Annotated in this window: 13 protein-coding genes and 1 tRNA gene; 6 read left to right on the top strand and 8 right to left on the bottom strand. The window is 73.1% G+C overall.

What is annotated here, in order from left to right; genetic code table 11:
- Positions 1 to 1,940 (top strand): D-alanyl-D-alanine carboxypeptidase family protein (locus ACIOHG_RS31555; RefSeq protein WP_400955696.1); only part of this gene is annotated, 1,940 nt, incomplete at its 5' end.
- A 108-nt stretch (positions 1,941 to 2,048) separates the two neighbouring features.
- Here ACIOHG_RS31555 and ACIOHG_RS31550 read toward each other — a convergent pair.
- From ACIOHG_RS31550 to ACIOHG_RS31540, 3 genes are all read right to left on the bottom strand, one after another.
- Complete coding sequence (locus tag ACIOHG_RS31550) at positions 2,049 to 2,969, bottom strand: YhjD/YihY/BrkB family envelope integrity protein (protein ID WP_400955694.1); 921 nt, start codon at positions 2,967 to 2,969, stop codon at positions 2,049 to 2,051.
- Between the two features lie 75 nt (positions 2,970 to 3,044).
- Positions 3,045 to 3,815: a polyprenol monophosphomannose synthase gene (locus ACIOHG_RS31545; RefSeq protein ID WP_400955693.1), complete on the bottom strand. Its 771-nt coding sequence runs from the start codon at positions 3,813 to 3,815 to the stop codon at positions 3,045 to 3,047.
- 150 nt (positions 3,816 to 3,965) lie between these two features.
- Entirely contained in the window at positions 3,966 to 5,777 is a 1,812-nt protein-coding gene (locus tag ACIOHG_RS31540; RefSeq protein ID WP_400955691.1) for a hypothetical protein, read from the bottom strand.
- Between the two features lie 139 nt (positions 5,778 to 5,916).
- Between ACIOHG_RS31540 and ACIOHG_RS31535 the strand changes: the two genes are divergently transcribed.
- Positions 5,917 to 6,702, top strand: a complete 786-nt coding sequence (locus tag ACIOHG_RS31535; RefSeq protein WP_400955689.1) for a hypothetical protein — start codon at positions 5,917 to 5,919, stop codon at positions 6,700 to 6,702.
- Positions 6,703 to 6,726: 24 nt separating this feature from the next.
- Here the strand turns inward: ACIOHG_RS31535 and ACIOHG_RS31530 are convergent, their stop codons facing one another.
- Positions 6,727 to 7,305, bottom strand: a complete 579-nt coding sequence (locus tag ACIOHG_RS31530) for an SUKH-4 family immunity protein (protein WP_400955688.1) — start codon at positions 7,303 to 7,305, stop codon at positions 6,727 to 6,729.
- Between the two features lie 56 nt (positions 7,306 to 7,361).
- Positions 7,362 to 8,339: a nucleic acid/nucleotide deaminase domain-containing protein gene (locus ACIOHG_RS31525; protein WP_400955686.1), complete on the bottom strand. Its 978-nt coding sequence runs from the start codon at positions 8,337 to 8,339 to the stop codon at positions 7,362 to 7,364.
- 127 nt (positions 8,340 to 8,466) lie between these two features.
- On the opposite strand from ACIOHG_RS31525, the gene ACIOHG_RS31520 reads away from it, so the two are divergent.
- Positions 8,467 to 9,330 carry a nucleic acid/nucleotide deaminase domain-containing protein gene (locus ACIOHG_RS31520; protein WP_400955685.1) on the top strand — a complete coding sequence of 288 codons (864 nt, stop codon included), beginning with the start codon at positions 8,467 to 8,469 and terminating at the stop codon, positions 9,328 to 9,330.
- Between the two features lie 249 nt (positions 9,331 to 9,579).
- A tRNA-Arg gene (locus ACIOHG_RS31515) sits at positions 9,580 to 9,652 on the top strand.
- A 486-nt stretch (positions 9,653 to 10,138) separates the two neighbouring features.
- Here ACIOHG_RS31515 and ACIOHG_RS31510 read toward each other — a convergent pair.
- Positions 10,139 to 10,357: a hypothetical protein gene (locus tag ACIOHG_RS31510; protein WP_400955683.1), complete on the bottom strand. Its 219-nt coding sequence runs from the start codon at positions 10,355 to 10,357 to the stop codon at positions 10,139 to 10,141.
- 164 nt (positions 10,358 to 10,521) lie between these two features.
- Here ACIOHG_RS31510 and ACIOHG_RS31505 point away from each other — a divergent pair, with 164 nt between their 5' ends.
- Positions 10,522 to 11,013 (top strand): HPP family protein, encoded by a 492-nt coding sequence (locus tag ACIOHG_RS31505; protein WP_400955682.1) that lies wholly within the window; start codon positions 10,522 to 10,524, stop codon positions 11,011 to 11,013.
- Positions 11,014 to 11,199: 186 nt separating this feature from the next.
- Here the strand turns inward: ACIOHG_RS31505 and ACIOHG_RS31500 are convergent, their stop codons facing one another.
- Positions 11,200 to 12,009, bottom strand: coding sequence for an ABC transporter permease (locus ACIOHG_RS31500; RefSeq protein WP_400955680.1), 810 nt, complete (start codon positions 12,007 to 12,009; stop codon positions 11,200 to 11,202).
- Positions 12,006 to 12,917, bottom strand: coding sequence for an ABC transporter ATP-binding protein (locus tag ACIOHG_RS31495; protein ID WP_400955679.1), 912 nt, complete (start codon positions 12,915 to 12,917; stop codon positions 12,006 to 12,008). Before ACIOHG_RS31495 ends, ACIOHG_RS31500 begins: the two co-directional genes overlap by 4 nt.
- 306 nt (positions 12,918 to 13,223) lie before the next feature.
- On the opposite strand from ACIOHG_RS31495, the gene ACIOHG_RS31490 reads away from it, so the two are divergent.
- Positions 13,224 to 13,388 (top strand): hypothetical protein, encoded by a 165-nt coding sequence (locus tag ACIOHG_RS31490; protein WP_400955678.1) that lies wholly within the window; start codon positions 13,224 to 13,226, stop codon positions 13,386 to 13,388.
- Positions 13,389 to 13,449 lie beyond the last annotated feature (61 nt).

The following is a 13,449-nucleotide window of genomic DNA, read 5'->3' as shown; positions in this document are numbered from 1 at the left end:
CCGTCGAGTCCGCGAAGGACGACGGTGCCGAGGAGGAGCCGGTCGCTGCCGGTCCCGAGCCGACGATGACGTTGCGGCTGGGCGCGCTGCCCCCGGCCGAGAAGGACGCGGAGGAGGCCGAGCCCGCCGAGCCTGCGAAGAGCGAGGACGCGGAGGACGGTGAGGAGGAGCCGGTTGTTGCCGGGCCGGAGCCGACGATGACGCTGCGGCTGGGCGTGCTGCCTCCGGCCGTGAAGGCGGAGGACGCGGAGGAGGCCGAGCCCGTCGAGTCCGCGAAGGACGACGGTGCCGAGGAGGAGCCGGTCGCTGCCGGTCCCGAGCCGACGATGACGTTGCGGCTGGGCGCGCTGCCCCCGGCCGCGAAGGACGCGAAGGATGCGAAGGCGGGGGACTCCGAGCCCGCCAAGTCCGTGAAGGCGGAGCCTGCTGAGCCCGCCGAGCCGGCGGAGGACGAACCTGTCGCGCCCGAGCCGACGATGACGTTGCGGGTCGACAAGGACCGTCCCGAGCGGACCGTCAGGTTGCGGGCGCCCGAGGATGGCGGTGCGGCCGAGGCGAAGACCGTGCGGACCGTACAGCCCGGGGCCGCGTCCGCTCCGGCCGCCGCTGCGCCGGTCGCGGCTGCGCAGGAAGTGGCTCCGCAGGAGCTGCCGCCGCCCGGGCCGGACAGCACGATCGAGGCGCTGGAGGTGCTGAAGGCGCTCAGTGCGCGGCCGATGACGCCGTTCCGGCGGGCGATGAAGCGGGTCGTCGTCTGGGGCGTCTTCCTGTCCGTGGTGCTGGGGGTGCTGGTGGCCGCGCAGCTGTTGCGTCCGCTGCCGCAGCCGAAGGCGAAGCTGGGGCTGACGGACTCGTACACCTTCGGCGGGGAGCCGCTGAACCTCCCGTGGCCCGCGAAGGGGCAGGCCGCCGCCGCGGTGATGGGGGTGGGTGACCTCGGGTCCTCGGGGGAGGAGAAGGCCGTCCCGATCGCCTCCGTCACCAAGGTGATGAACGCCTACCTGATCCTGCAGGCGCACCCGCTGAAGAAGGGTCAGACCGGCCCGGTGATCACGGTGGACAAGCAGGCCGCGCAGGAGTCCGCCAACGCCGACGAGTCGAAGGTGACGCTGACCGAGGGGCAGCAGATCAGCCAGTACGAGGCGCTGGAGATGCTGATGCTGCCGTCCGCGAACAACGTGGCCCGGCTGCTGGCCCGTTGGGACTCCGGCAGCGAGGACGCCTTCGTCAAGAAGATGAACGACACCGCCGCGAAGCTGGGCATGGTCAACACGGTCTACGCCGACCCGGCCGGGTACAACGCCGACACCAAGTCCACCGCCAAGGACCAGTTGAAGCTGGCCGCGCAGGTGATGAAGGACGACACCTTCCGGCAGGTGGTCGCCGAGCCCGACACCCGCTTCAACGGCCAGCGGGTGTTCAACACCAACGGGCTGCTCGGCAAGAACGGCAACATCGGGGTGAAGACCGGCTCGTCCACGCCCGCGCAGTCCGCGTTCATGTGGGCCGCGGTCAAGGACGTCGGCGGCGTCAAGCGCACCCTGATCGGCGTCACGCTGTCCCAGCCGGCCACCAAGGAGGAGCCCAGCCTGGTGCGGGCCGCCCAGCCGGTCAGCCAGAAGATCAACGTGGCCGCGCAGGAGGCGCTGACCGGGCAGACCCTGGCCAAGCAGGGCCAGGTGGTCGGCCGGGTGAGCGACGGCCTGGGCGGCAGCGTCCCGCTGATCGCCACCAAGGACCTGACGGTGGCCGGCTGGTCCGGCATCACCGCGCGGCTGACCCTGACCCCGGTCGGCACCCTGGCCCACACCCTCCCGGCCGGCACCCAGGTCGGCACCCTCTCCGCGGGCGACGGCGACGACCGGGTCGAGGTCCCGGTGACCCTGCAGACCGCCCTCGCACCGCCGTCCATCGGCTCCCGCCTGCTGCGCCTCGGCTAGCGGAAGCAGCGGCGGACCGCGAAGGGCCCCCGGTGTCGGGGGCCCTTCGCCGTGTGCGGGGCCCACCGACCGCCGGGCGCGGGTCTCACCGGCCGCCGGGGGCGGGGCTCACCAGCTGCCGGGCGCGGTGGGGGTGCCGAGGCGGCGGGCCAGCACCGGCTCCTCGGCGAGCACCCGGCCCAGCACCAGGGCCAGGGTGACGGTGGTGAACAGCGCGATCAGCCAGGACAGCGCGGTGAACACCACCCCGTACGGGCCGAACTTCTCGACCGAGACGGACATCGCGTGCGGGAGGTAGACCTTCGAGGCGACGCCCAGCCCGACCTCGCCGAGGCCGCACAGCAGCGCGCCCGGCAGCAGCGGGTACCAGCGGACCCGTCCGCCCAGCAGCAGGTGCTGGGTCCACCACCAGACCGCGGTGGAGACGGTGAAGGTCAGCGGGAGGCCCAGCCAGGGGCCGGCCCCGAAACCGTCCCGCAGCGGCACCTGGACCACCAGGAACACCAGCCAGCCCAGCAGCCACACCACCCAGCGCCACAGCGCCAGCCGGGCGCTGTTCCGCGGCATCTCCCAGGCCCGTTCGCAGACCCGTTGCAGGGCCCGGCTCAGCGCCGTCGCGGAGATCAGCGTGACCAGGGCGCCGACCAGGCCGAAGCTCTGCGCGGTGCCGTCGTCGTGCCGGGCGTCCATCAGCTGCTGGACCTGCTGCTGGGCGGCGCCCCGCAGTCCGAGCTGCTCGCGCAGCGAGTCCGTGACGCTGTGCTTGAGCGAGGCGGGGGCGAACACCGCGAGCACGAACAGGGCGGGCAGCGCCGACAGGAAGGCCTGGGCGGCCAGCCGGGTCGCGTTGTCCAGCAGGTTGACCCGGACCAGGTTGCCGACCGCGCGGCCGACCAGCGGGATCCGCTCGGGGGCCTGCTTGGCGGACTCGCCGAGCCGGGCCGCCCGGGCCTTCGCGGCTCCCCACCGGCCACCGCCCCGGGACTCCGGCTCCGCGCCCGGCTCCGCTCCTCGCCGTGGCTCTGTCACGCCGCCACCTCCGCACGCTCCGCCGGGCCGGGAACACCCATCGTCACCCGGCCCGCGGAGGCGCGGCGCTGCCGCCTACTTCTTCCGGGTGAGCTTCGCCAGCCGGGCGGAGAGGCCCCAGGAGGTGACCCGCCACAGGGCCTCGACGACGATGTCGCGGCTCATCTTGGAGGCGCCGTGCTCGCGCTCCACGAAGGTGATCGGCACCTCGGCGACCTTGAAGCCGGACTTGACGGCCCGCCAGGCCAGGTCGACCTGGAAGCAGTAGCCCTGCGAGGCGACCTCGTCCATGCCGAGTCCGAGCAGGGTCTCCTTGCGGAAGGCCCGGTAGCCGCCGGTGACGTCGCGGATCGGGACGTCCAGCATCAGCCGGGAGTAGGTGGAGCCGCCCTTCGACAGCAGCAGCCGGGACTTCGGCCAGTTCACCACCGCGCCGCCGGGCACCCAGCGGGAGCCCAGCACCAGGTCGGCGCTGTGCAGCGCGGTCAGCAGCCGGGGCAGCTCCTCGGGCTGGTGCGAGCCGTCGGCGTCCATCTCCACCAGGACGTCGTAGCCGTTGTCGATGCCCCAGTGGAACCCGGCCAGGTAGGCCGCGCCGAGACCCTCCTTGCCCTTCCGGTGCAGCACCTGGACGTGCGCGTCCCCGGCGGCCAGCGCGTCCGCGAGCTTGCCGGTGCCGTCCGGGCTGTTGTCGTCGGCGACCAGGACGTGCGCCTCGGGGACGGCGGCGCGGACACGGGAGACGATCCGCTCGACGTTCTCGGCCTCGTTGTAGGTCGGGATGATCACCAGGATGCGGCCGAGACCGGCGAACGGGGTCTGCGGGTTCTCCGGGGAGGAAGTCACAGGCGGAGACCTTTCGAGTGCGACGAACCGGGGCGCCACGAGCGCTCAGCACCCACCGTAGGCCACCGGGACCACCATCCACCGCCACGCCCGCCGTCGCCCGGCCCGGCGGGCAGCAGACCTGTCGTCTCCCCTCGCCCCACGGCAGGATCAATGGCGAGGTGTCGACCGGTCGCGCAGTTCCAGGGCGAGCGAGCCCTCCGGGAGACCGACCAGCAGGATGCTTCCGACCAGTGAGAGCCCGGTGGCGGGGGAGCCGAGGCGCAGGTCGAGGACGGTGTCGGACACCTCCAGGGAGCGGACTCGGATCAGGCCGTCGGACCAGGCGGCGGCCAGGGCCGGTCCGGAGGCGCCGGTGTCGAGGGCGAGTGCGGTGACCGGGCACGGTCGCCGGTCGGCGGGTTCGGGCATCGGCTCGTCGCCGGGCCCCCAGAGCCGGACGGCGCCGTCCAGGCCGCCGCTGGCCAGCAGCGGCATGCCGAGGCCGGCCGGCTCGGCGTCCACCGCGGCGGCAGCGAGGGCGGTGACCGGCCCGGTGTGCAGTTTCTCGCCGAGCACCGAGCCGCCGTGGTGCCAGTGGACGGTGCCGTCGCTGTCGCCGAGGGCCGGGGCCGCGTGGGGCAGGTCGGCGGCGGCGGCCAGGGCGGTCGGTTCGCCGGCGGCGGCGCGCAGCCGGGCCAGTGCCTCGTCCAGGGCGTGCGGATCGAGGCCGGGGGTCGGGGGGCCGGGGGTGACCAGGTCGAGGCCGCCCCACTGGTCCAGTAGGACGAGGCTGCCGCCGGGAGTGGCGGCGAGGGCGCGCAGCGGTTTCGGTCCGGGGACGGTGATGCGGCCGAGGACGGTGCCGTCGGCGGAGGCGAGGGTGTGGACGGCGCCGTTGGGGTCGGCGAGCAGCCACCGGCCGCGGTAGGGGCCGGCGCCGGGGGCCGTGGCGGCGGTGTCGGGGTGGCGGCGGGCCCAGCGGGCGGTCCAGCGGCACGGGGCCGTGCCGAGCCGGTCGGCGGCGAACGCGGCGGCGGCGAGGTCCTGCGGGTCTCCCGGGTCGGTGCCGAGCAGCCGTGCGCGCAGTTGGTGGGCCCGGACCGCTGGTTCGGGGGTGTCGATCAGGGCGGGGCCCGCGGCCTGCCAGGCGGCGTCCAGTGCGGCGGGGGCGGTGCCGGGGGCGGCGGCTTCCAGGGCGGCGGTGACGGCGACCGGTTCGGCGAGTGCGTACAGCAGTGGGTCGGCCGCCAGCGGGCCGGGGTCGCCGGAGCGGGCTGCCGCGGCCCACAGGCCGGTGAGCAGTTCGGTCCCGGCGGCGACCAGGTGGGGCCGGCCGTCGGCGTCGAGCGGGACGCGGGCCAGCAGGTCGGCGAAGGCCGGTGGGGCGGGGAGGACGGCACCCACCGCCCGGCCGGGGTTCGGGTACGCGGCGGGGTCGAGGCCCTCGCTCGCGCACCAGGCGTCCCAGCGGGCGCGGTCGGTCCAGCGGGGGTCATCCAGGTCGAGTTCGGCGGGTTCCGCGACCGCGGTGAACACGAGGTCCGCCGTTGCCTCGGCCACCAGTCGGACGTGCGGCAACTCCAGCAGCGGGTCCAGGAGTTCGGCCACCAGCCGGACCGGGTCGAGGGCCTGGTCGAGCTCGGGGACGCAGATCACGGTACGCCGGGGGTCGGAAGCCAGCCGGTCGAGCAGTTCCCCGACGGTGCGGGCCGACACGCCCAGTTGCTGTCCGAGCTGCCAGACCGCGGCCCGCACGCCGTACCCGGCGGCGGGCAGGAAGGCGTTGACCCGCTGTTCCACGGGGGTGTCGGGGGCGGTGCCGCCGGCGGTCAGCCAGGCCAGCAGGTGGGTCCGGCCGCTGCCCGCAGCTCCCAGGACCCGGCACAGGCGAGGCGCCCTGGGGTCCTTCAGCCATCCGAGCAGAGCCGCTCCGGCGTCCCTGCGGCCGGCGTGCAGCGGAGGTATCCGGTGCTGGCCCACTTCCTTCGCCCCCGTTCTGTCCTGTGTCCGTCACTGTTCCGGTCGGAGCCTACCCACCGGCGGCCGGCCCGGCGGGAGAGTTGACCGACTCCCGGTGCGGCCTGAATAGTCGTTCCGGCAGACGGGGGAAGGGGAGCGCATGGGTGTCGTACTGCCGGACGAGTTGGCCTGGGTCCTCGACCTGATCGGTGTGAACTGGCCCAACGTCGACGAGGACGAGTACCGCGAGATGGCCGACGAGCTCCGCGAGCTCGCGTCCTCGCTCACCGAGGACACCGACGCCCTGTCGAGCGCGGTGGGCGGCCTGCTCGGGATGAACCAGGGGGCCGCCGCGGAGGCGTTCCGGGCGAAGTTCGACAAGGTGGTCGGCACTCATCTGCCGCAGGTCGGCAAGGCGTTGGACCTGTTCGCCACCGGTTTGGACGGCGCCGCCCTGGTGATCTCCGGCGCGAAGGTCGCCGCGATCGCCCAACTCGTCATCATGGCCACCGAGTTGATTGCCGCCCAGGCCGCCGCTCCGTTCACGTTCGGACTGTCCGAAGCGGGTGCGGTGGGCGCCACCCAGGTCACCCGGGTCATCGTCAAGCGCCTCCTCAAGGAGGCCGAGCAGCAGTTGCTGTCGCAGCTGATGTCGCTGGTCGAAGGCCCGGTGTTCGCGGCCCTCGGCAGCATGGGGCAGGACCTGGTGGTGCAGCTGACGATGAACGCGGTCGGCGCCCAGCACGGGATCGACCTGGGCCGTACCGCACAGGCCGGGGAGAGCGGTTTCAAGAGCGGTGTGCAGCAGTCGGTCGACCAGGTGAAGGGCTACGCCGCCGATCCGCTGGGCGCGGCCGAGCAGTTCGGGCAGGGCGTGGTCACCGGTGCCGCCAGCAATGCGGGCACGGCCCCGGCCGGGAGGGTGCCGCACCCGCGCGGCCGCTGACCCGGCTCTCCGGGCGGCCGGGAGTCAGGAGCCGTGCCGGATCTCGTCGAGCAACAGCCGCCAGACGCCTTCGGGTTCGGCCATGGCACGTGGCTCCAGGGCGGTCAGCTCGGCGGTGAGCCGTTCGACCGAGTCGCGCAACTCCTGCGCTCCGCTGCCCTCGTCGTAGTGCGGCAGCTCGCGCTGGAAGGCCAGCAGGAAGGCCGCCAGCGAGGACAGGTCGACGTGGTAGGGGCGCTCCAGGCCGTCCTCGGCGATGTCCAGCGGGACGGCGTGGACGCCGCCGGTGGTGCCGTCCAACGCGAGTGTGCCGGTGGCGAGTTCGCCGAGGACCAGCCAGGACCCGGCACCGGGGCCGAACAGGTCGAGGTACTCCTCCTCGGCCTCCTCCCAGTCGCCGAAGTGCTCGCGCATCGGCACCGGTCCGGTGGCCAGGTGCTCCTCCGCCTCGAAGACGGCGGTGCGGCCGGCCGGCAGGCCGACGGTGGTCAGGAACTCGAAGGCGCCGGGGTCGGTCACCGACTCCGCGATCCGCTCCGCGGGGGGACGCACCAGCCCGTCCGGACCGAACTCCCGTTCCATCTCCGCGCGTGTCACTGCCACCGGGCCCTCCCGCCGTCCGCCGCGGCCCCGCCCGGCCCGGTGCGGGCCGGTGCGGATCAGCCGTAGATCTGCTGGTGTCTGCGCTTCAGTCTTATCAGATAGCGGTTGTGCTGGACGTTACCGTCGGAGGTGGCGGAACCGTCGTAGTCGAAGGTGTGGGTGACGTCGGTGGCGTTCGGGAAGTACTGCTTCAACCAGGCTCCGCAGGTACTGCCCGTCGGGCAGGGCTGGCGCTCGGTGTAGACGGCTTTGACGTGGTCCTGCATGCCTTGGCGCAGGATGGGCAGGCCGAGCACGACCTCGGAGTGGGAGCGGCGGGGGATGCTCTGCGCCACCACGATGATCGGGTTGCCGGTGCCGTTGTCGTAGTGGAAGGCCGCGTAGTTGGCGCTGGGCTTGTCCTCGACTCCACCGCCGTACTTGCCGGTTGCCTGCCGGGCGCGCTGGGTGGCGCGGGCCAGCTCGGAGCTACCGGCGTCGATCTTGGTCGACGGGACCTGCGGGCGGCCCCCCGGCGGGCGCTTCTTGGGCTTGAACGGATAGTTCTTGCGGTCGTTGGGCGGGCCGACGGTGGTCTGCATGCCTCCGGCCGGGTCGGGCGTCAGCAGGTCCTTGATGCCCGGTTCGTGGCCGGTGATCGGCTTCGGCGCGCTCCCGTCGCGCTCCAGCCGGTGGAGCTGGCCGTCGGCACTGAGCAGGTAGACCGGGGTGGTGTCGTGCTTGTCGACGATGCGCTTGAACTCCCGGCCGAGGTGCTCCTCGTGCTCCCGGTGGTTCTTGTTCATCTTCAACAGGCCCTGGGAAGCCTGGTCGGCGTGGTCCGCCAGGGAATCCAGCGCCTTCTCTATGCTCTGCAGGGCCGTGGAAGCGGCCTTGGCCACCACCTCGCCCAGACTGTCCCCCCGGGCGGTCGAGCTCGCCCTCGCATGCCCGTGGTTGACCATGTGCTTCTTGGCACTCAGCTTCGCATGCAGCTTGTCGAACTCGGCCGCGGCCCGTTCCACGTTCTCGTAGTCGTGCACGATGTCGTTCACATCAACCCCCGCCCCGTCCACCGCAGTTGCCCGTCCTCGCTCCGGGCGCTCGAGGCATCATGCCACTGACCCACCGTCTGTGAGCGATCCGAGTCCCACCGACTGCCCCCGCCCATACACTGCTGCCATGACCGCAGAACTCGCCCAGCGCCTCCTCGAACGCTTCGGCCCGGAGGGCCTCCGCCGCCCGGACGCTGCCGAGTTCGCCCTTGTCACGGTCCCCGACGCGGCGGCCCGCCTGCTGACCGCCACCGGTCTGCCGGTCCAGGTCGGCCCCTACTTCCGCACCTCTCCGCAGGACGCGCTCGCACTCGGCGACCTCACCGCCGGGCAGGACCGCTCCGGCCCGCACGGCGGTGAGGAACGGTGGGCCCGGCTCGGCACCGACGGGGGCACCGAACTGTGCCTCGACCCGCAGGGCCGCGTCTGGTCGGTGTTCACCGACTTCGAGGAGCCCTCCAGGCCGGTCAACACCAGCCTGGAGGCGTTCTTGTCCTCCCTCGCCGAACTCGACCGCAGCCTGGCCGCGCTGGCCGCCGCCCAGCACCCCGACCAGGTGTTCGCCGAGTTCACCGCCGTGGAGAGCCGGCTCCGCGCCCTCGACCCGCACGCCCTCGACGCCGAGCTGTGGTGGTCGCGGGTCCTGGAGGACGTCCGGCACACCCGCGGCGTGCCGAGCTACGCCTCCTTCAAGTACCTGGACACCAAGGGCGAGCCGCAGATCGTCACGGCCGGCGGCGCGCTGGCCCTGCACGCCGAGGAAGCGCTCTGGTACCGCCTCCAGGCCCTCGGCGTCGAGCCCGAGCAGGTCGTGGAGATCTACACCGAACTGCAGGCCTGCTTCATGCCCGGCCACTACTGCTCGGTGTGGATGGCCGAAACCTTCCCCCAGGCCAAGTTCACCCACAGCTACGACTACGGCGACACCGCCGCCGAGCGCGACGCCGGCATCCGCGAACTCGCCGCAGCGCTGACCCGACGAGCCGACTGATCGCAGACAGCCGTCCGGGGCGACTTCGGACTCGTACGGGGAACGCCCACCGGCCGGCCTGTGGAATGCGGCAGACCATCGGCCTGCATCCGCTAGGCTGTCGGAGGTTTTACCGGCATGGCGCCAGTGCACGGCCAGTAACCCCCTCGGGGAGCTGTCGAGACTGGTGCAGGGCGGTCGACCAGGCGGTTTGTCGGTGCGACCAGGAGTTGGGGTCTCGATTCCTGGCAGCATTCTCGGCAAGCCCCGGCCTCAGTAGCTCAGGGGATAGAGCACAGCTCTCCTAAAGCTGGTGTCGCAGGTTCGAATCCTGCCTGGGGCACAGCGCACGGCAGCAGCCTCCGCCCGGTCGGGCGGGGGCTGCGGTGTTTTCTCAGGGGGCCAGGCGGTGGCGGAGGCCGAGGAGGAAGGTGTCGAGGCCGGCGGCGAACCAGGTGTCGTAGGAGGCGGGCGGGGCACCGGGGCGGTGGCGGAAGGGGTGCCGGTCTGGGCGAGGGCGTGGCCGAGGGTGTAGACGCCGACGGTCCGGACGGCGGTGAGGGCCTCCTGCTCGGGTACGCCGGCGGCGGCGAGCAGGGGGGCGCATGGTGAGCGCCTCCGGGCCGTCCGCGTCGATCACGCCGACGGCGGCCTCGGTGACGGCGGCGGCGTCGATCCGGGCGGGACGGCCGGCCCGGCGGCGGGGGGCTCGGTGCTCATGCACCCATGGTGGCCGTCGCCGCACCGGCGGTCATCAGCAGGGGCAGCACGCCGACCACGGTGTGCTGGAGGTCGGGCACCACGTCCCGGCCCGCGGTGGGCAGGACCTTCAGGGTGCGGGCGTAGTCGCGGCGGTACAGCTCGCGCCGGGCGGCGGTGGCGAAGCCGAAATAGCCGGCGGGAACGGGTAGTTGATGGCAGTGGCGAGCAGTCGGGTGCGCAGGTTGCCGGGGCGCAGGTCGTTGAGCGGGAACATCGGCACCCACTCGGTGAGGGCCAGCCGGGCGAGCCAGAGCAGCGGCAGTGCGACGGCGAGCGAGTGCGGCATCGGAACCCCCCGATTTGTTTACCGCGCATGTTTGCGTTGTGGGGAAACATGGCGCCGAGGGCGGGGCAGGGCAAGGGCTTGCCTGGGAGGCAAAGGGATTCTTGAAACGTCAACGTTCTGTTTAGGCTTCCGGGACCGATTCCGTCCGACCCGGGAGCCAGCAGATGCCCTTGACCTCGCACCTTTCCGCCCTGGGAAGCCGGGCCCGGCAGGCCGTCCGGGCCGGGGGGTTTGCCACGGGGGCACTGCTGGTGCTGGTCGGGGTGGGGGTGCTGCTGCACCAGCCGGTGCTGATCCCGCCGCTGGCGGCCAGTGCTGCGCTGGTGCACGGCGCTCCCGGGCTGCCGCTCTCGCAGCCGCGCAACCTGATCGGCGGGCAACTGCTGTCGGCGGTGGTCGGGTTCGCGGTGCTGGCGGCGGCCGGGCCGGGGCCGTGGGCGGCGGCGGTGGCCGGCGGGCTGGCACTGGTGGCGATGATGCTGGCGCACGTGCCGCACTCGCCGGCCGCGGCGACGGCGGTGATCGTGGTGCTGCAGGCGCCGGACCCGGTGCCGTTCCTGCCGCTGCTGGCGCTGGCCGCGACGGTGCTGGTGCTGGTCGGGCTGCTGCCGCACCGGGTCGGCGGCCACCCCGTGCGCTACCCCGCCGCCCGGTGACGGCGCGTCGGCCGGCGGGGAGGGCGGTCGGAGGAGCGGCCGGGGGAGGGCCCGCGTTCCCGGCGGCCGCCGGACGTGTGACGGCCCGCCACGGGCGGAAGTCCCCTCGGGGGAGGGCACTTCGCACCGGGGCGGGCCGGTCGGAGCCGGGTCGGTCGGAGGCGGGGGTGGGAGTTGCGGTGGCGGTCAGCCGCGGCGCGGCTCCCAGCGGAGCAGGCGGCGGGCCAGCATCGCGGCGGCGGCCAGCCAGGCGGCGAGCAGCAGCAGTGAGGGCCCGGCGGACGTCCAGCCGTGCAGCAGGTCGAGTTCGGGCAGCGGACCGCCCGTCCAGGTCTCCGGGCCGAAGCCGCGGCCGAACCAGGCGGTGCGCAGGCCGCGGACCACGGGGGAGAGCGGCAGCGCGCCGGCCGGGCCGCGCAGCCAGTCCGGCAGGCCGGCCACCGGGGTGAACACGCCCGCGCCGAACATGCAGAGCACCAGTACGGGCGTGGCCACCAGCGGCGCCGACTCGGTGGACGGGGTGACGCCGGAGAGCGCCACCGCCAGCACCGAGAACAGCAGGTAGCCGCCGAGCAGGACCAGCAGCAGGAGCAGCGGGTCGGCGGGCAGCGGTGCGCCGAACCAGCCGACCGCGACGCCGCCCAACACCAGCGCCTGGATCAGCACCACCACCGCGCCCGCGCCCAACTGCCCGGCCAGTACGGCGCTCGGCGGGCACTCGGTGCCGCGCAGCCGCTTCAGCACCAGTTCCTCGCGGCGCGCCACCACGCTGTTCAGCAGGTTGACGAAGGAGGTGACCAGCGCCAGGCCGAGCAGCCCGACCGCCACGTACCCGGCGGCGTTCACCCCGCCGATCTCCTGCGCGCGCAGCGGCGCGGCGATCACCAGGTTGAGCAGCACCGGCAGCAGGAAGCCGATGAAGGTGGAGCGCCGGTTGCGCCAGAACACCTTCCAGGACAGGCCGAACTGGCCCTTGGTGTAAGCGATCCAGTTCATCGGGCGGCTCCCTCGGGGGCGGGGTGGTGGGCGGCCAGGTCGAGGAACAGGTCCTCCAGCGAGCTGGAGCGCACCTCCAGGCCGTCGAGTTCGATGTGCCGGCCGGCCGCCCAGGAGTGCAGCGCGGCCAGGGCGGGTGCCGAGCGGGGCACCCGGTAGACCGCCCGGCCGTCCTCCCACGAGGGCGCGGTGCCGGCCAGTTCGGGCAGCTCGGCGAGCGGGCGGCCGGCCGGCAGCGGGAGCGTGATCAGGTCGCCGCGGCCGGACAGCACCTGGCGCACGGTGCCGGTGGCGGCGATCGTGCCGCGGTCCATGATGGCCACCCGGTCGGCCAACTGCTGGGCCTCCTCCAGGTAGTGGGTGGTCAGCACCACCGTGGTGCCGCCCGCCCGCAGTTCCTCGACCAGCTGCCAGGTGGCGCGTCGGGCCTCCGGGTCCATGCCGGTCGTCGGCTCGTCCAGGAAGAGCAGTTCGGGGTCGTTGAGCACGGCCAGCGCGAGGTCCAGCCGGCGGCGCTCGCCGCCGGAGAGCTGGGAGACCCGGGTACCGGCCTTCGGCTCCAGCGCGACCCTGGCCAGCACCTCGGCGGTCGGCCGGGCCCGGCTGGTGAAGGCGCGCCAGCAGTCGACGGTCTCCTTGACGGTCAACTCCTTGAAGAAGCCGCCCTCCTGGAGCATCGTCCCGGTCCGGCGGCGGACCTGCGGGCCGGCCGTGAACGGGTCCAGGCCGAACACCCGGACGCGGCCGGAGGTCGGCGGGTGGTAGCCCTCCAGGACTTCGAGGGTGGTGGTCTTGCCCGCGCCGTTGGTCCCGAGCAGCGCGAACAGTTCACCGCGGGCGATCGAGAAGGAGATTCCGCGCACCGCCTCGTAGTCGCCGTAACTGCGCCGCAGATCCGTTACCTCCACGGCCGGGGAATTCTCGGAAAGAGGTGTCATGCAAGGCAGCGTGACGGGTCCGCGCCTGTTCGGGCAAGTAGCGCATCGCCGCAGGTCGGAGTACATGCAAAATGTCATGCAGGGTGATGACATCTACACCCCCAGGAATCTGACATCTCCTACTGCACGGGTTTTCGCGGCTCGGTCATAGTTGAGACATCGCCGAGAGCGGAACCGGAGAAAGCGAAAGCCGGGAAAGCGAAAAGGCGGTGCGGGAAAAGCGGGACGACCGACCCGAGGAGCGGGGAGGCGCCGCGAGAGCCGAAGGAGAATCCCATGGCTGAGAACGAGATCAACAAGGACGAGCAGTTCGACATCGAGGTCGAGGAGCTCGACACCGTCAACGGCGGCGTCTCCGTCTCGTCCCTGTTCTGCGCGGCCTGCCCGGTGTCGAGCTTCGGCTCGATCTCCAACGCGGTCGAGGCCCCGGCGGCCGAGTAACACGGGTCCTGTGCGGGGGTGGTCCGCCCTCCGGCGGCCCACCCCCGCACCCCGCCCGGCC

Origin of the sequence: Kitasatospora sp. NPDC088134, from assembly GCF_044741705.1 — a bacterium.
Lineage (GTDB): Bacteria > Actinomycetota > Actinomycetes > Streptomycetales > Streptomycetaceae > Kitasatospora.
The sequence above is the reverse complement of the archived record's forward strand: the minus strand, read 5'-3'. Positions and strand labels throughout refer to the sequence as shown.